The 16,493-nt window shown below is 39.6% G+C and carries 16 protein-coding genes and 1 tRNA gene; 12 read left to right on the forward strand and 5 right to left on the reverse strand.

What is annotated here, in order from left to right; translation table 11 throughout:
• Nucleotides 1-29 precede the first annotated feature (29 nt).
• Genes QSE00_RS12410 through QSE00_RS12430 form a run of 5 tightly spaced genes read left to right on the forward strand, consistent with a single transcriptional unit; the run spans nucleotide 30 to nucleotide 4,126 of the window.
• The gene (locus tag QSE00_RS12410) at nucleotides 30-353 is read left to right on the forward strand and encodes a Dabb family protein (RefSeq protein ID WP_286106211.1); all 324 of its coding nucleotides are present in this window, start codon (nucleotides 30-32) and stop codon (nucleotides 351-353) included.
• Between the two features lie 9 nt (nucleotides 354-362).
• Nucleotides 363-890, forward strand: coding sequence for a GNAT family N-acetyltransferase (locus tag QSE00_RS12415; RefSeq protein ID WP_286106212.1), 528 nt, complete (start codon nucleotides 363-365; stop codon nucleotides 888-890).
• A gap of 18 nt (nucleotides 891-908) precedes the next feature.
• Entirely contained in the window at nucleotides 909-1,268 is a 360-nt protein-coding gene (locus QSE00_RS12420) for an MmcQ/YjbR family DNA-binding protein (protein WP_110356979.1), read from the forward strand.
• A gap of 34 nt (nucleotides 1,269-1,302) precedes the next feature.
• A complete protein-coding gene (locus QSE00_RS12425) occupies nucleotides 1,303-3,075 on the forward strand; it encodes a MutS-related protein (RefSeq protein WP_286106213.1) in 1,773 nt (590 codons plus the stop codon).
• Nucleotides 3,076-3,124: 49 nt separating this feature from the next.
• Nucleotides 3,125-4,126, forward strand: coding sequence for a metal-dependent hydrolase (locus QSE00_RS12430; RefSeq protein ID WP_286106214.1), 1,002 nt, complete (start codon nucleotides 3,125-3,127; stop codon nucleotides 4,124-4,126).
• A 105-nt stretch (nucleotides 4,127-4,231) separates the two neighbouring features.
• Here the strand turns inward: QSE00_RS12430 and QSE00_RS12435 are convergent, their stop codons facing one another.
• From QSE00_RS12435 to QSE00_RS12450, 4 genes are all read right to left on the reverse strand, one after another.
• Entirely contained in the window at nucleotides 4,232-5,332 is a 1,101-nt protein-coding gene (locus QSE00_RS12435) for a DUF4407 domain-containing protein (protein ID WP_286106215.1), read from the reverse strand.
• 1,346 nt (nucleotides 5,333-6,678) lie between these two features.
• Nucleotides 6,679-8,406, reverse strand: a complete 1,728-nt coding sequence (locus QSE00_RS12440) for a M56 family metallopeptidase (RefSeq protein ID WP_286106216.1) — start codon at nucleotides 8,404-8,406, stop codon at nucleotides 6,679-6,681.
• Nucleotides 8,407-8,408: 2 nt separating this feature from the next.
• Nucleotides 8,409-8,774, reverse strand: coding sequence for a BlaI/MecI/CopY family transcriptional regulator (locus QSE00_RS12445; protein ID WP_110356972.1), 366 nt, complete (start codon nucleotides 8,772-8,774; stop codon nucleotides 8,409-8,411).
• 685 nt (nucleotides 8,775-9,459) lie between these two features.
• Nucleotides 9,460-10,848 (reverse strand): dipeptidase, encoded by a 1,389-nt coding sequence (locus QSE00_RS12450; RefSeq protein WP_110356970.1) that lies wholly within the window; start codon nucleotides 10,846-10,848, stop codon nucleotides 9,460-9,462.
• A 185-nt stretch (nucleotides 10,849-11,033) separates the two neighbouring features.
• Between QSE00_RS12450 and QSE00_RS12455 the strand changes: the two genes are divergently transcribed.
• The 3 genes from QSE00_RS12455 to QSE00_RS12465 all read left to right on the forward strand — a co-directional run bounded on the left by QSE00_RS12455 (nucleotide 11,034) and on the right by QSE00_RS12465 (nucleotide 14,651).
• Nucleotides 11,034-11,115: transfer RNA gene (locus QSE00_RS12455), tRNA-Leu, on the forward strand.
• A gap of 304 nt (nucleotides 11,116-11,419) precedes the next feature.
• On the forward strand, nucleotides 11,420-12,922 hold the full coding sequence (locus QSE00_RS12460) for a hypothetical protein (protein ID WP_286106217.1): 1,503 nt from the start codon (nucleotides 11,420-11,422) through the stop codon (nucleotides 12,920-12,922).
• Nucleotides 12,900-14,651, forward strand: coding sequence for a hypothetical protein (locus QSE00_RS12465; protein ID WP_286106218.1), 1,752 nt, complete (start codon nucleotides 12,900-12,902; stop codon nucleotides 14,649-14,651). Before QSE00_RS12460 ends, QSE00_RS12465 begins: the two co-directional genes overlap by 23 nt.
• 74 nt (nucleotides 14,652-14,725) lie before the next feature.
• Here QSE00_RS12465 and QSE00_RS12470 read toward each other — a convergent pair whose 3' ends face one another.
• Nucleotides 14,726-14,863 (reverse strand): hypothetical protein, encoded by a 138-nt coding sequence (locus QSE00_RS12470; RefSeq protein WP_286106219.1) that lies wholly within the window; start codon nucleotides 14,861-14,863, stop codon nucleotides 14,726-14,728.
• Between the two features lie 238 nt (nucleotides 14,864-15,101).
• Between QSE00_RS12470 and QSE00_RS12475 the strand changes: the two genes are divergently transcribed.
• The 4 genes from QSE00_RS12475 to QSE00_RS12490 all read left to right on the forward strand — a co-directional run bounded on the left by QSE00_RS12475 (nucleotide 15,102) and on the right by QSE00_RS12490 (nucleotide 16,333).
• A complete protein-coding gene (locus QSE00_RS12475) occupies nucleotides 15,102-15,245 on the forward strand; it encodes a hypothetical protein (RefSeq protein ID WP_286106220.1) in 144 nt (47 codons plus the stop codon).
• Nucleotides 15,246-15,255: 10 nt separating this feature from the next.
• Nucleotides 15,256-15,600 carry a single-stranded DNA-binding protein gene (locus QSE00_RS12480; protein WP_286106221.1) on the forward strand — a complete coding sequence of 115 codons (345 nt, stop codon included), beginning with the start codon at nucleotides 15,256-15,258 and terminating at the stop codon, nucleotides 15,598-15,600.
• 75 nt (nucleotides 15,601-15,675) lie between these two features.
• A complete protein-coding gene (locus QSE00_RS12485; RefSeq protein WP_286106222.1) occupies nucleotides 15,676-16,125 on the forward strand; it encodes a JAB domain-containing protein in 450 nt (149 codons plus the stop codon).
• A gap of 10 nt (nucleotides 16,126-16,135) precedes the next feature.
• The gene (locus QSE00_RS12490) at nucleotides 16,136-16,333 is read left to right on the forward strand and encodes a hypothetical protein (RefSeq protein ID WP_286106223.1); all 198 of its coding nucleotides are present in this window, start codon (nucleotides 16,136-16,138) and stop codon (nucleotides 16,331-16,333) included.
• The last annotated feature ends 160 nt before the right edge of the window (nucleotides 16,334-16,493 follow it).

Raw genomic sequence — 16,493 nt, forward strand, 5'->3', positions numbered from 1 at the left:
TATGTAATTATGGTTAAAACAAGGAAGATATGAAGAACTTTGATTCCAATTTTGTACACACCGTTTATTTTTGGTTAAAGAACCCTGATAATGTTGAGGATAGAAAGGCTTTTGAAACCTCCATCATGAAGTTTATGCGGGATTCCAAATATGCCAAGACCAAGTTTGTGGGGGTTCCACCCAAGGCCACCCGCGATGTTGTGGACGGGTCCTTTACCTATTCTTTGGTAGTTTCCTTTGAGTCGGCAGACGCACAGACAAAATATCAGACAGAGGAAGCCCACAACCTATTTGTTGCGGAATCGAGCAATTTATGGACTAAGGTTATTGTATACGATTCCATGGGGATCTAGGGTTGTTTTATGATTACTTATAGGGAGGCGAATCCCAGTGATTTTAAAAAGATCGCGGAATTGCATGTAAAAAGTTGGCAACAGCATTACAGGGGCGATTTTAGTGATCATTTTTTGGATGTGGAAGCAGCATCCGAAAGAGAAAAGGTTTGGAAGGTTAGACTAACCAACCCTTCTATCAATCAATTTGTCTTGGTTGCCGAACAGAACGGGGAAATCTGTGGTTTTGCTTGTACTTTTAAGGACGATAATGACCAATTCGGCGCCCTTTTGGACAACTTGCATGTTTCAGGATCAGCAAAAGGCCAAGGAATTGGCAAACACTTAATCAGTTTGGTGGCACAAGAAGTTCTAAGGGATAATCCCACTGCCAAAATGTACTTATGGGTGCTGAAGAACAATATAAGTGCTCTAGGGTTCTATGAGCGTTTAGGGGGAGTTAATTGTGAAACCGTGGTAGGAAACGATATCGGAGACCAGGAAGTAGTAAAATGCAGAATAACATGGAATAGTTTAAAAGAGCTGGTCCATGTGTGATTCAATGGAATTGATACTATGAATATAGAGGAATTTAGAGAGCATTGCATTCATAAAAAGGGGGTTACGGAAGAATTTCCTTTTGACGCCAGTACCTTGGTGTTTAAGGTAATGGGGAAAATGTTTGCCCTTGTGCCCTTGGAAAGGATTCCGTCCCAGGCTAATTTAAAATGCGATCCGGAAAGGGCCATTGAATTACGGGAGACATATGAAGGAAAAATCACTGCTGGGTACCATATGAGCAAAGTACATTGGAATACCCTTTATCTAGAGTCCTTGGATCCTACTTTGGTCCGGGATTTGATAGACCATTCCTATGATCTGGTCGTTGCCGGTCTGACAAAAAAGCTACAGGCCCAACTTAAGACTTTGGATTAACTACATTTGCATAATTTACATTTCAAATTCCTAAATGGATAACCTAAAAACATTTTATAGACACAGAGTTGAACTGCATACCGGATTGTTGGGGCAGGTGAAAGGACAATTGGCCTTATCCAGTACCATCAGATTGATCGTTTTTCTTGTGGCTGCCAGCCTTACCTACCTTTTTTTTGGGGAGACCAAATTGGTTATAGGGATTGTTATAGTCGCTATCGGCCTATTTTTATATCTGGTTTCCAAACATACGGATCTACAATACAAACGGGACAAATTGTTGGCCCTTGTAAAAATTAATGAAACGGAAATTAAGGTGTTGGAACGCAATTTTCATCACCTTCCCGATGGTTCGGAATATAAGGATCCCACCCATTTTTTTGCCCAGGACATTGACCTGTTCGGAAAAGGGTCTTTCTATCAGTATAGTAATCGTACCGCCTTGCTCCAAGGTAGCGATATGTTGGCGGAGATGCTATTGTCCAATAATTTGGCCAATATTGCCGACAAGCAGAAGGCTGTGGAAGAATTATCCAAATTACCCGACTGGAGACAGGAATTTTCTGCAATAGCTAGCCTGGTAAAAACTGATATCAGTACCAAGACCATAGTTTCTTGGCTTTCTGGGTATAAGGCATACGTTCCCAAGGTGATGCGTTTTGTATCCTATGCTTTTTCTTTGGTTTCCCTGATTTTAATTGGAGGATACTTATTGGGGCTATTACCCGGTTACCCAATTTTCATAATACTATTGGCGGGTTTGTTATTGAGTGGTTTTTACCTAAAAAGCACTTCTAAACTGGCTTCGGATGCCAATAGGGTACAAAGCACCTTTCAGCAATATCAAAAATTGATTCTAGAGATAGAGGAACAGGAATTTACCTCCGATCTTTTAAGGGAAAAGAGGAATTCTGTGGTCTCCCAGAAAGAGTTGGCCTCAAAAGTGTTAAAGGAATTCTCAGAAATTCTCGGCGCTTTGGATCAAAGGAATAATATGTTTTTTGCCTTGTTAGGGAACGGATTTTTTCTTTGGGACCTGCTACAGGCATATAGGATAGAACGGTGGATAGATAAACACGGGCCAAAGGTGGAACAGTGGTTTAACGCCATAGCTTTTTTTGATGCTTTTAATAGTTTGGGAAATTTCGCCCATAATCACCCCAATTATAGCTATCCCAAGTTGGTGGATAATGAGGTTATATTAAAATCGATTGAGGCGTCGCATCCTTTGTTGGATCCCCAAAAAGCGGTTCCCAATGATATAACAATCCTTAGGGAGCAGTTTTTTATTGTTACCGGAGCCAATATGGCCGGGAAAAGTACCTTTTTAAGAACGGTTTCCCTGCAAATTGTCATGGCCAATGTAGGGCTGCCTGTTTGCGCAACTGAAGCCGAGTATTCACCGATCAAATTAATTACCAGTATGCGGACTACCGATTCCCTAACGGATGATGAATCTTATTTCTTTTCTGAATTGAAACGCTTGAAGTTTATTGTGGATGAAATTCAGAACGACAAATATTTTATTGTTTTGGATGAAATATTAAAAGGAACCAACAGCATGGATAAGGCTATTGGTTCTCGGAAGTTTGTTGAAAAGTTGGTAGCCTCAAAATCTACAGGGATTATAGCGACCCATGATTTAAGTTTATGTGAAGTTTCAGAGGTGTTGCCACAGGTTAAAAACTACTATTTTGATGCTGAAATCATCAATAATGAACTTAATTTTGACTATACCTTTAAAACAGGCATATGTAAGAATATGAATGCTTCCTTTCTTTTGAAGAAAATGGAGATAGTGGAATAATCACTATGGTTTGGATTGGGGGCTTGGTCTTTTTGTATAAATAATAAGGATGGATTCGCTAACGCAGATAGTATTGGGTGCCGCAGTTGGAGAAGCGGTTTTAGGCAGGAAAGTAGGCAATAAGGCCATGCTTTATGGAGCTATTGCCGGGACCATACCGGATTTGGATGTTTTGGCCAACTATGTTACTGATACGGTTACCGCAATAGAATGGCATAGAGGGCTTACCCACTCCATCTTCTTTTCCATAATTTTCGCTCCTATCTTCGGTTGGTTGGTTTTTAAATTGGAAAGCAAGGGGCCTGCCACTTGGAAAGATTGGTCATGGTTGTTCTTTTGGGGACTTTTTACCCATCCCGTTTTGGATGCCTTTACCACATGGGGGACCCAACTTTTTTGGCCTTTTGATCTTAGGATAGCTTTTCAGAATATATTTGTGATTGACCCTCTATATACGTTGCCCTTTTTGGCATTTCTCATAATGGCCCTGCGACAAAAGCGCGATTCGCCAAGGCGTGGTCGTTATAATGCTATGGGGTTGATGGTTAGTAGTGCCTATTTGGGACTGACTTTGGTACTGAAGGGAATTGCATTTAAAAAGATTACAGATAGTCTGAACGCACAAGGGATAGCATATGATGAAATGGATGTGAGACCGTCACCCTTTAATACTGTTCTATGGTCAGCCAATGTGGATACTGGGGATGCCTATCTAATAGGGAACTACTCTTTTTTTGATAATAAGCCCGTTCATTTTAGTCGCTATCCAAAAAACCACGACCTATTGGAAGGCCTGCCCGAAAGCGATAAGATACAACGGCTTAAAAAAATTACGCAAGGTTGGTATACCATTAATGAGGTAAACGGACAGCTGTTTTTTAATGACCTGCGATTCGGGTTGATGAGCTTGGATTCCAATGAATCCCAATTTGCCTTTAATTATAAATTGATCCAGAAGGATGGGGCGATCTTGGTTCAAGAAAGTCCAAAATTAAAAAGGGATGCCAAAAAGCTCCTTTTGGCCCTTTGGGCTAGGATGTGGGGGAATTAACAGGGGACTGTCCCTAGTCTCATTGTCCTAAAGAATGTAATCGATAGGTTGATGGCTTTTTGTTTTTTTAAGTTAAGAAGCGCCGTGGAATATTGGATCGATGCTCTATAAACTCTTTATTTGTGCTTCATGAAAGGCATTGGCCTGAAGCCTTAGTAATTCCTCGGCCTTTTGTTTTTTGTATTTGTATATTTCTTCTTCCTTGGCTATTTCACTGTAAATTTTATTGTTTAATTGTGTATCTGTTTCCAATACTTTTTCGCGTTGACCAACTTTTTGGGTGGCCCAGGTCCTAACGGCACTTTCTTCATCTTCCAATTTGTAATCATAAGACCCTTTTGGGGATAGTAATTTAGCTATTATGGGCGATGTTTCTATGGCCAAGAACAATAGAAATATAAAAAAGGAAGGCATCCAAGGTAGTCTTTCCAAGGCATTTATGCGCGCCATAAGTCCGTCGAAACCATCAATGATGGGTTGTGTGGTTGTTATTTGATCGGCATATTCAAGATTTAAGGCTTCAATCTGCGCTTCCAAGGCTGAAATTTTGTCGGCGTTGGTTTGTTTTAGGGATTGAAGTTCTGTTAGTGCAGCGTCGTGTTTATCCCGTTTTTCCTTGTACACCGGGCCTTTGCCCAATAATTTGGTGCCTGCGGTACCCTCGGCTTCAGAAATATAGGTGTCGTAAAGGGCATTGGTTTCGGCTTCTTTTGTCGCTATTTCATTTTTTAAGCCCAAAATATCGGATGTTAGCTTTTCAATTTGTGGGGTATATTGGGTTGCGATTTGCTCTTTATTGGCTAGAGTCATCGTATTTTTTTCTTCAAGTAACACTTGATTGATCTCCTTTTCAAAAATTTTCATTTCCAAGGGTTTGGAAATAACAATGGCGATTATGATGGCTAATAGTATCCGTGGCGTAGCTTGTAAAAATTCGCTCTTAAAACTATCGTTCTTTTTTATGGTAGAAACTATAAATCGGTCCAAATTAAAAATTAGCAGACCCCAAATAAGGCCAAAGAAAATAGCCGTGTAGACATTGTCGAAGACGGTAAAAAGGGCATAGGCACTAGCTATAAATGCCATGAGGGCAGTAAAGAATACCGTGGCACCGATTCCGGCATATTTGTTTTGCTCTCCCTTAGAACAGGTTTTTAGAATATCGGAATCTGCTCCGGAGCAGAGAATAAAAAATTGCTGTAACATAGTGTTCTGATTTTGATTGATGTTCAATATCCGATGTAATCACATAATTGGCTTTTGGCAATGTTTTTAAAAAGCTGTTTTTTGGAAACATCCGATACCAGTTAGAACGCAGAGGGCTGGGAATTGTTACATTATTTATCATAAAAAATAGAACAATTCCTAATTGTGTTTTGATGAAACCACTTCATTGGGTGTAATTATAGGGACAATGGATAGTCTTTGTTTAGGCGGACTCATATCATTTTTTTAGTAAGGAATGTTGACGATATGTATAGTGGTGGGGCATGATTATTTTTCTGGATTTCCCGTTTGGGCTAGTTTCTGATCCTGCAAGGTTTTTTTAACCTTGTAGGTATGGTGTTGGGACATGATTGTTTTTCTGGATTTCCCGTTTGGGCTAGTTTCTGATCCCGCAAGTTTTTTTTTAACCTTGTAGGTATGGTGTTGGGACATGATTGTTTTTCTGGATTTCCTGTTTGGGCTAGTTTCTGATCCTGCAAGGTTTTTTTAACCTTGTAGGTATAGTGTTGGGACATGATTGTTTTCCGGATTTCCTGTTTGGGCTAGTTTCTGATCCTGCAAGGTTTTTTTAACCTTGTAGGTATGGTGTTGGGACATGATTGTTTTTCGGATTTCCTGTTTGGGCTAGTTTCTGATCCTGCAAGGTTTTTTTTAACCTTGTAGGTATGCTGTTGGGACATGATTGTTTTTCTGGATTTCCCGTTTGGGCTAGTTCTAATCCTGCAAGGTTTTTTTAACCTTGTAGGTATGCTGTTGGGACATGATTGTTTTTCTGGATTTCCCGTTTGGGCTAGTTTCTGATCCTGCAAGGTTTTTTTAACCTTGTAGGTATGCTGTTGGGACATGATTGTTTTTCTGGATTTCCCGTTGGGCTAGTTCCTGATCCTGCAAGGTTTTTTTAACCTTGTAGGTATGGTGTTGGGACATGATTGTTTTTCTGGATTTCCCGTTTGGGCTAGTTCCTGATCCTGCAAGGTTTTTTTAACCTTGTAGGTATGGTGTTGGGACATGATTGTTTTTCTGGATTTCCCGTTTGGGCTAGTTTCTGATCCCGCAAGGTTTTTTTAACCTTGTAGGTATGGTGTTGGGACATGATTGTTTTCTGGATTTCCCGTTTGGGCTAGTTTCTGATCCTGCAAGGTTTTTTTAACCTTGTAGGTATGGTGTTGGGACATGATTGTTTTCCGGATTTCCTGTTTGGGCTAGTTTCTGATCCCGCAAGTTTTTTTTAACCTTGTAGGTATGGTGTTGGGTGATGGATTTAGTCCCACAAGGTTTGGAAAACCTTGTGGGGGCTACCGTTAGTTTTATTGCGAATGAGAACATCAACAACCACCCAGTCTTACTATAGGGTAATCACTTACATCAATGTTGGGATCTTTACTCTTTTTAACCAATTCGATTGCTTCATCAGTTTTGTATTGATGTGGGCCTATATAAAATGTTGCTCCTTTTTCGGCCAATTCCTTTATGTATTTCACAGGATCTGGATTTTTTTCAGGAGGGGGCAGAGGTACAGTGTACAATTTTCCATAATATACAGAAGGCTTATTTGTTGCATCTATTTTTTGATTGTCGCTACTCTTTAAATTGGGCGACGGGGAATTGTCTTCTTTAACGTGTTCTGTAGGAGGTGCAGGACTGGGTGGAGGCGGAGGCGCACATTCAGGAAAGGGTAGGGCCTGCTGTTTCTGCTCATCGCTCATACGACCGTAAATTGTTTCTAAAGTCTTTAGGTCTTTTAACGGAACGACCCGCATTGCTTGTGGTTGGGTGTTGTATTTTTTGGCGAGGGTGTTGAATTCCCGTATTTCTGTTTTGGTGGCCCCAAGCTGATCTGAGGATTTCGTAGGTCCTTGAATATCAATAGTGGCTACACCATAGTCCATTAAAATGGCGTCCACTTTTTTTATGATATTGTCAGGAGTCTTTTTCTCTACCTTAATTATAGCCCTAACACTTTGGCTTCTTTGTTCTTTTGTAAGGCCTTGGTTGTATTTAAGTAAGTGGGAATTTAATTCTTCGAGTGAAACCAAATCAGTATTGACCAACAGCTGTCCCTTTTTATTTATGGCTATGGAAATTTCTTGTGTTGGAATATTTTGATTTCTTGGGTCATAAATTTTTTCCTGTTCTATTACTCCTTGTGGGTAGTGCTCCACGACCGTAGCTTTCTCGGTTTTTTGAATTTCCAGAATTTCTTTAGTACTAAAACTGTAAAGCAACAGTGCTATTAAGGGGATAAGCACCAAACCCTTAAGCACAATGGCTTTTTTTGATGTTTTTGTTTTCATGATGACGATTCGTTTTTTGATTGATGAATAATGAATGGCATTTGCCAATTGTGGTGTTTCGGCATTTGATGAGAATGCCAATATTAAGTTCTGATAGTTGGGAATACTAGCCCCTTTGTTTAAAACGGCCTGGTCCGCTAAAAATTCATGGTTCAGTTTTACCATATGCTTTGCCCAATAAATTAGTGGATGAAACCATAAGACAATCTGAATCAGTTCCAATAATAAGATATCCAGGCTATGCTTTTGGTTGGCATGGGTTTCCTCGTGCCAAAAAACTTCTTGCGAAATTTTTTGGCTTTCATAATCTTTTCGGTTGAAAAAGATATAGCTAAAAAACGTGTGTGGAGCAATAAGTTCTTGCAGCAGCACATGTTGAATTCGTCCCGATTTTTGTACAGGGTTGTTCTTGATACTTTTAACCAATGATTTTAAGTTGGCCAAAAACTTAAGGCCGAATAGGATTACACCCAACATATAAAGGCTCCATAACAAAAGTGGGAGGATGTTGGACCCATCTTGAGGAAGTGCTTCTGTATAGATGCCGTTGTACGTTGGGTTTTGGGCAAATAGGACAGGTTCTACAGTAACATTAACGTACTGGGTGAATGTAATCAACGGGATACCCAGCGAGATTATAAATGAAATTAAGAGGTAATACCTTTTAAAATGATGAATATGGACCTTTTCTAGCACCAACTTGTAAAATAGCAGGAGTATGGCAAGGCAGGCACTAAATTTGAGAAGATAGATCCACATGGCTATTTGTTTTTAATTTGGGTATCTATTAAGTTTCTTAATTCTTCCAGCTCTTTCTTGCTCAAATTGGTTTCTTTTGCGAAAAAGGAGGCGAATTGTGTGGCGCTATCATTGAAAAAGTTTTTAATGAGTCCGTTTAAATGCTTGGAGAAATAATCCTTTTTTTTGACCAAGGGATAGTATTCCCTTGTGTTGCCCAATAAGGTATACCCAACAAAACCTTTGTCCGTCATCCTTTTTAGCAGTGTAGCTACGGTAGTGGTGGCGGGTTTGGGTTCAGGGTAGGCTTCCAATAGATCCTTCATAAAAGCTTTGTTCAGCCTCCAAAGGTGGTTCATTAATTCTTCTTCTGTTTTTGAGAGTTTCATGTCTATATAATCGGTATTGTTCTACAAACATAGAACAAAAAAATTAATTCTACAAGTGTAGAGATATTTTTGTGCTAGTAGAGGTGAAAATTGAATTTGCGTTAGCTATTGCAGCGGCATTTCTTTGCTTTTATCCGCCTGTCCCAGATCCTGCAAGGTTTTTTTTAACCTTGTAGGTATCTCCGTTGGGTGATGGATTTAGTCCTACAAAGTTGGGAAAACCTTGTAGGACTGCCTAATGATGTGTTGGGCAGGGAAGCTCCTTCCCCATGTAGGGGGTGGTGGAAGGGGTAGTGTGTATCCAGACGCTATTGTGATGTGGCTATTTAGTCTCCCATTAGTATTAATCGCTCTCTACCCGCCCCGTCTTCTTTCCCGCCTCGTTGTCGGTAAAGAATCCACCCCTCCCTGTCCAGGGTGGGGAGCCATTTTTAATAGTACATTAAATAGAATTGGTGCCCCTAATATTCGAGAAACAACCTACTCTATTTAAGTGTTGGAGAAACAGGGCGTTATCGTTAATTGATTTTTGCGTTAGCTATTGCAGCGGCATCCTTTTTTGGCTTGAATCCTGCAAGGTTTCCAAAACCTTGTAGGTATCCGTTTGCCATGTCCGGATGTGGCCAAAAAAGATATAGCGGAAAGAGCGACCCGTAGGGGAACGCCGAGCAAAGAAAAATCCAGTTTATTCTGATAATTCCGCAAAATATTGATAGAAATATGGAATGGTCTCTATACCTTTTAGGTAGTTCCAAACGCCAAAATGCTCGTTGGGCGAATGTATAGCGTCGCTGTCCAGACCGAAGCCCATGAGAATGGTCTTGCTTTTCAATTCCTTCTCGAAAAGGGATACAATTGGGATGCTACCACCACTACGCTGGGGTATGGGGGTTTTGCCAAAAGTGGTTTCATAGGCTTTTGAAGCGGCTTTATAGGCATTGTTGTCTATAGGTGTTACATACCCTTGGCCACCGTGATGGGGAGTAACCTTAATGGTGACTCCGTCCGGGGCCAGACTTTCAAAATGGGTTTTGAACAACTCGGTTATTTCCTTCCAATCCTGGTGTGGCACCAGGCGCATTGAAATTTTGGCGTACGCCTTACTGGGGATAACGGTTTTGGCTCCCGCACCGGTATAGCCACCCCAAATTCCGTTAACGTCCAAGGTAGGTCTAATGGAGTTACGTTCGTTGGTGGTATAACCTTTTTCTCCATAGACAGCCTTTATGTCCAGGGCTCTTTTGTAGTTTTCCAAGCTAAAAGGGGCCTTGGCCATTTCTGCACGTTCTTCCATGGAGAGTTCTTCTACCTTATCATAGAATCCGGGGATGGTAATGTGGTTGTTTTCGTCGTGGAGTGAGGCAATCATTTTGGTCAAAACATTGATGGGATTAGCCACTGCGCCACCGTATAGACCTGAGTGAAGATCCCTATTGGGTCCGGTAACTTCAACTTCCACATAACTGAGTCCACGTAGGCCGGTGGTTATGGAAGGTACATTATTGGCTATCATGCCGGTATCTGAAATTAAGATGATATCATTGGCTAGTTTTTCTTTGTTTTCCGCTACAAAGGTGCCCAAATTCTCACTTCCCACTTCCTCTTCCCCTTCTATCATAAATTTCACGTTACAGGGCAATTGGTTGGTTTGTACCATAAATTCCAGAGCCTTTACGTGCATATACATTTGTCCCTTGTCATCGCAGGCGCCTCTGGCAAAGATGGCTCCTTCAGGGTGTACGTCGGTGGGTTTGATAACCGGCTCAAATGGAGGAGAGTTCCAAAGGTCTATGGGGTCTGCTGGTTGAACGTCATAATGGCCATAAACCAAAACGGTGGGCAATTCCGGATTTATTATTTTTTCCCCGTAGACAATGGGATAACCATTGGTTTCACATATTTCTGCTGTGTCGCAACCAGCTTCCAAAAGTGAAGCCTTAACGGCTTCGGAAGCATTGATAACATCCTGGGAATATGCTGGGTCGGCGCTTACTGAGGGTATCTTTAAAAGGTGGATCAACTCATTGATAAAACGTTCTTTGTTTTTAACTAGGTACTCCGAAATATCTTGCATGTTTTGGTTTAATTGAAGGCTAAATTTACAAAAAAGAACTTTTTATTGGCTAAGTATTTTAAAATTGAAAAATTACTTTATATTTGCATCCCGATAATAATCGGGATAAATGCAGGCGTGGTGGAATTGGTAGACACGCTAGACTTAGGATTAAACCAAATAAAAGTTCTTAAAATATTGAAAAAGCGGGCGTGGTGGAATTGGTAGACACGCCAGACTTAGGATCTGGTGCCGCGAGGTGTGGGAGTTCGAGTCTCCCCGCCCGCACTTTTTCAACTGCAAATTTGCAGTCATAAAACCTCTCAATTTTGAGAGGTTTTTTTGTTTGGGTACAACATAGGTACAACATTTTTGGTTTTCTGGAGGGAGAATAATAAATCCAACTTTTTGATTTCGTTTGGTATCAAGTTCTATTATTTATTCAGTTCTTTCATAATTGTTAATGAATACATAACCTCAATTAAGATTCTTATGTTGCAATGCCATCAAAATTAAACTTGTCAAATACTTATACAAAAAGACTATATTAAATAGTTTTAACAACTCTTAAGGATTGATACGGGTTATAAAGATGGAAAACCTAAAAACAAAATATTTCAAACAGACTTTAGACTTAGTCGAAAATCTTACGGAAGACCACACTTATGTCTTTGAAGCACCTGGGCACCATTTACATGGAAGAGCTCTTGCGATTACCAAAGGTGATGGCGAATATGAGTTTGAAACCACTTCCATAATTCCCAAAGGTTTGCAGACGCACAAAGAAATTCAGTTTGAACGTTCTTATTCCTTCAATTTGGTAAATGAGCACCACACGCTGTATCTAAAGGGCAGTAACTATTTTGTGAATCATATAAATTACATAGAGGATTCCATTAAGCTTTCGAAAGGGGTAATCAACGGTTTTACAATTGGGGAAGTTCTAGGAGAAAACGAAAAAAAATTCTATCGATGTGTGGTTCCTGTCGGTCCCAAGGAGAAATTGGATTTAAAAGATTTTCAGAAAACATTTTATTCAGTGGGAAAAGGCTGGTCTACAATGTTTGTCTGCAATGTTGAGGGTTGTGATTTTGACCTGTTGAGTCGCAAACGGGAAGAGAACTACTATTTTTTGATGGATTGCTTGGAGCCGGTTACTGAAATAAAATTTCAGAAGTACTGCTACAACATTTTGCTGGCCATTGGTTTTTTAAGAGGGGATTTGGTGCTTAACGAATGTTTTGTGTTCGCCTATGACCACGAAACATTTGAAGAACCAGTATATGTAGAGTTTACCTCGATGCGCACCTCAGTGTTTTCTAACCAGCCACTTATAACTACAAATCCTTACTCAGTTAGATTGGTTGATGAAGATTTTGAGAGGGATGAAAGAGGAATGATATCCGAAGCTCAAAAAGAAAAGATTTATGAAGGTGTAGTCGATGTTTCTGCGGCGGTGTTTTCTAAACTTGTTACGTTATTTTATAAAGAAGAGAAATTACAGAGGGCAGCTTTACTATATATTCTCGGCCATACAGCAACCTTAGAAATTAGGATACCTAATTACTATATAGCATTGGAAGCCATTACAAGCTACTTGGCACGTACTGTAAAAAATGATTCAAAAAGACTAAATCCAATAAAAGACAAAAAAATAGCAAATGATTTGATTGAGGATATCAAGTTACTGATTCAAGATAAAAAAATTGAAAATGCATTGACGGATGAAGAAATCAATATAGATGTGCTATTTAAAAATATCGATAGACTTAACAGTCCACCCAATGCGGACAAATTAGCAAGATCCTTCGACATCATCGGTTATGAATTGAGTGATGAACAGAAGAAAGTAATCAAATTACGAAATTCTTATCTGCATGGAAGTTTTTTAAAATTGGAAAGTGAAGACCAAAGATTCAAAGATGCCCTGCATCTTAGTCTTAGGCTTCATTTTCTAATTGGTGTATTGCTTTTGAAGCAGGTGGGCTATGAAGGTAAAGTTATTAACTATGCCAAATTGTGGACACACATTACAGAGAAAGAAGTTGATGAAGAAGTTTTAGTGAATATTTATGATAAAACAGATGCGATTTAAGTTAGGTGTAACATTCGAAGCTTGTTTCCAAAATGAAGAGCGAAAAACCTTGGATGACTACCTGAGTGGGATAAGTCGTGATACCTTGTTGAAAACAGGCTCTCACTTTCTGGGGTTTGACACAGAAAAGTCTAAGTACAGTGATGTGGTCGCTTTTATGAATATGTTCTTTTCTCAAGGAAACCGAGATTTTGCCCAAGAAACGTATAAAAACTTATTGAACTATGTCGAAGAGGCTGAATACGATGTAGCCGATTATGAGATTCCATATGTTGGCAGTAGTCTTTTGTTTTTTGAATATGTTTTTGACAATGTTTCAGAAGATGTTGTTACCGAGAAGTCAAATGAGGAAATGGAGCGAGATATTTTTAAAGCATACATACACCTCAATCAAATGGCATTTACCGATAGAGGAATTGCCCAAAAGGAGGCCGATGAGAAATCTGGTATAAAGTTTACGCCTGCACAAGCTTTGTTAATGTTGCAGTTTCATAATTATGATTTTATAAACTATAGAACAGATAAAGTATTTACCTGTCAATTTTTGCGTGCGGTTTCCTATTTCGAATTTCTCTCTAGTATTGAGCGCTGTGAATCTTTACTAAAGGCCTTTTACGAGTACTATGGTGTAGAAAATTATAATGACTACTTGCGACGGCTTTTAGGGATTACCTATTCGGTTTTAATGAAAGACAAGGAAACACATACGGAGATTCATTTGGAAGACCCTTCACACGAAGATTTCATTGATAAACATATGTTGTCATCAGATGAAGTAGCGGAAGAACTTGATTTCGTGACTCTGAGAAGTAAACCACTTTACAAAGTAGGTGACTTACAATATCGCATCATCTCACCGCTCTTTGTAATTGAGATGATTTATAACGGACTTTATTTTCGGTTGAAACTAATCAACGAAAACCTGTCAGATGACCAGAAGGTCAAAGGACTTTATGGACTTAAAACTTATGAGTATAGCGAGCAATATGCTCTTGATACCTTATTGAAAGAAATCTTCGGAAATCGATACCTTCAAAAATCAGGTAAGGAACTTGACGAGTTGATGAATGGAGCACCTGACTACTACATCAGAAATGGCAAACGAGCGATGCTATTTGAATCTAAGGATATTTTAATATCCAAAGAGTCAAAAATAAGTCCAGATTATACGGTGCTTGAAGAAGAACTTAGATTAAAGTTGTTCGAAAACCAAAAAGGCAGTCCCAAGGCTGTCATACAGCTTGCAACAAATATTGAAACCCTACTAAAAGGTGAAGCCGCCTATGACCCACAGTTCCCTTTTAAGAAAGGAATTATTAGGCCTGTATTAGTTGTACACTACAGAATGTTTAATACAGCAGGCACAAACAGTATTGTAAATGACTGGTTCAGGGATGAGCTTACTAAATTGGAAGAAAATGGTCTGGATGTTTCCAGAGTTCAAGATTTGATCATCATAGATATTGATACTCTTATGTTCAATAAAGAAGCCTTGCAATCCAAAAAATTGAATTTATGGGATGTGTTGATGGAATATCAAGAGGATTATCTAAGATTTGACTTGTCGAAAGCTAAACCAAAACCACGCTCAGAATCAGAAGGAATTGCTATGCTGAAATCATCATATAAACCCTTTTCATTCTATCTAGATGACAAGGTCGAAAAATTAAAACTCACCAGAACACCAAAGGAATTATTGGAGAAGGCCGCACCGCTTTTTCCAGAGTAGAGTTTACCTAATCATTTGGCTCAGCACATTCCCCTTCATTTCGCGAAAAGCTCCATTCCAGACAAAGAGCTTCCCTAAAAAAAGTCTTGGACACCATCCTCAATTTCTCCTTTCCATTCCGTTAACCCTTCCCGATACTCTGGGAAGGAACACTGCATTCCCAATCCGAAATCGTGAACGGAGTCCGCCCCATCGTAATTCCATTTAATCATTTGGTACCGCTTCCTATGTATTGGTACTTCACAAAAGCCTTTAGACCTACTCCCGCACCCTCACTGTCCCTCCCTTTTTTTGACAGCAAAATACCAACATTTGGAAGTTGAACGGACTGCATAACCGGTCGTGCCTCCCTTTTATAAGTCCTTATCAATTCCAAATATTGAAACTGTATCAGCAACAAAAAAAGGTAACAGCGAGGGCGCTATGGGAAGTAAATCTAAAATGAACCTTATGAAATCGTACAAAAACATCAAAAAGGAAGCGGCACCAAAAAAAATAAAAAAGGAAAACGCTCAAGATATAATAAGTAAATCACTTCAAAAAAAAAGAAACGCAAACTGTCCGAATGGTTCGGATAGCATTATTAATCCTTAAATATTTTATTATGAGTACTCTAAAAAATCACGTACAGTTAATCGGAAACGTTGGGCAAGAACCAACCATTACCAACCTTGAAAACGGTAAAAAAGTTGCCCGTTTTTCAATCGCCACCAATGAACACTACAAAAACAACAAGGGCGAAAAGGTACAGTCCACAGACTGGCACACCGTTGTAGCTTGGGGCAAGACAGCCGAAATCATCGAAAATTATGTAGGCAAGGGAAAGGAACTAGCCCTTACGGGAAAATTGAGAACCCGCACCTATACCACCGATGACGGAAACCAACGCTATGTAACCGAGGTTGAAGCCAATGAAATTCTATTGCTTGGAAACAAAAGTGATAAGTAATCCTCAAAATTTAAGAGGGCGTTCCCGTCGAAAGTTGCGCCCTCTTATTCATCATTCACAAATAATTGAAAAATAATGAAAAGCAAAGTTAATGAAATAGCTATAAGTTACAGCGGAAGCATAAAAGCAAATTTACTTCCCAAAGTAACGTGTTCCCAAAGTGCTGCCGATATAGCTTACAGCCAATGGAACAAAGAAACGATTGAACTGCACGAGACCTTTAAGATAATGTTACTCAACAACGCCAATAAGGTAAAAGGAATATACGAAGCCTCTAACGGTGGAATTACAGGAACTTTAGTGGATGTCCGCATCCTATTTGCCGTACTCTTAAAGAGCTTGACCACGGCAGTTATTTTGGTGCACAACCATCCGAGCGGCACCTTAAGACCCAGTGAAGCGGACAAGGGCCTGACCGATAAAATCAAAAAGGCCGGGGAGCTTTTTGATATCAAGGTTTTGGACCATTTGATACTTTCCCCTGATGGCGACTATTACAGTTTTGCAGATAATGGCAACCTTTAAACTGAAAGCTATGGTGTATCTCAATTTTACAGACTTGAGCGAAGAGGCTCAAAACCGACTTTTGGAGGATTCCAAAAAAGACGTGGAACGAAAATTTGGGGATGCTATCCGCAAATACGTAAGAGAGAATCATACTTGTTTTGAAACGATGATAGCCGAAGAAGCATTACGAAATTTATACTCCTATACCTTTGTATTCAATATTTAATTTTCAATACTCAACAGGCAAACACCTCTCAATTAGTAGGGGTGTTTTTCCATATAATCAATTCCGATTCAATAAAAATTGTTATCTTTAGTTCGCTGAAATTCAGCATTCAATTTTACGTAGGGTTATCCATTTTTTGACTTTCGCCGATAACCGTACC

The sequence above is a fragment of the Arenibacter flavimaris genome, from assembly GCF_030291335.1.
Classification (GTDB): domain Bacteria; phylum Bacteroidota; class Bacteroidia; order Flavobacteriales; family Flavobacteriaceae; genus Arenibacter.

What these genes read in the sequence shown, in the direction of transcription:
- QSE00_RS12450 (WP_110356970.1), bottom strand. Translation starts at nt 10,848, where the DNA reads ATGCAAGATATTTCGGAGTACCTAGTTAAAAACAAAGAACGTTTTATC.
- QSE00_RS12445 (WP_110356972.1), bottom strand. Translation starts at nt 8,774, where the DNA reads ATGAAACTCTCAAAAACAGAAGAAGAATTAATGAACCACCTTTGGAGG.
- QSE00_RS12490 (WP_286106223.1), top strand. Translation starts at nt 16,136, where the DNA reads ATGGTGTATCTCAATTTTACAGACTTGAGCGAAGAGGCTCAAAACCGA.
- QSE00_RS12460 (WP_286106217.1), top strand. Translation starts at nt 11,420, where the DNA reads ATGGAAAACCTAAAAACAAAATATTTCAAACAGACTTTAGACTTAGTC.
- QSE00_RS12475 (WP_286106220.1), top strand. Translation starts at nt 15,102, where the DNA reads ATGAAATCGTACAAAAACATCAAAAAGGAAGCGGCACCAAAAAAAATA.
- QSE00_RS12420 (WP_110356979.1), top strand. Translation starts at nt 909, where the DNA reads ATGAATATAGAGGAATTTAGAGAGCATTGCATTCATAAAAAGGGGGTT.
- QSE00_RS12425 (WP_286106213.1), top strand. Translation starts at nt 1,303, where the DNA reads ATGGATAACCTAAAAACATTTTATAGACACAGAGTTGAACTGCATACC.
- QSE00_RS12470 (WP_286106219.1), bottom strand. Translation starts at nt 14,863, where the DNA reads ATGATTAAATGGAATTACGATGGGGCGGACTCCGTTCACGATTTCGGA.
- QSE00_RS12430 (WP_286106214.1), top strand. Translation starts at nt 3,125, where the DNA reads ATGGATTCGCTAACGCAGATAGTATTGGGTGCCGCAGTTGGAGAAGCG.
- QSE00_RS12410 (WP_286106211.1), top strand. Translation starts at nt 30, where the DNA reads ATGAAGAACTTTGATTCCAATTTTGTACACACCGTTTATTTTTGGTTA.
- QSE00_RS12465 (WP_286106218.1), top strand. Translation starts at nt 12,900, where the DNA reads ATGATAAAACAGATGCGATTTAAGTTAGGTGTAACATTCGAAGCTTGT.
- QSE00_RS12485 (WP_286106222.1), top strand. Translation starts at nt 15,676, where the DNA reads ATGAAAAGCAAAGTTAATGAAATAGCTATAAGTTACAGCGGAAGCATA.
- QSE00_RS12435 (WP_286106215.1), bottom strand. Translation starts at nt 5,332, where the DNA reads ATGTTACAGCAATTTTTTATTCTCTGCTCCGGAGCAGATTCCGATATT.
- QSE00_RS12480 (WP_286106221.1), top strand. Translation starts at nt 15,256, where the DNA reads ATGAGTACTCTAAAAAATCACGTACAGTTAATCGGAAACGTTGGGCAA.
- QSE00_RS12415 (WP_286106212.1), top strand. Translation starts at nt 363, where the DNA reads ATGATTACTTATAGGGAGGCGAATCCCAGTGATTTTAAAAAGATCGCG.
- QSE00_RS12440 (WP_286106216.1), bottom strand. Translation starts at nt 8,406, where the DNA reads ATGTGGATCTATCTTCTCAAATTTAGTGCCTGCCTTGCCATACTCCTG.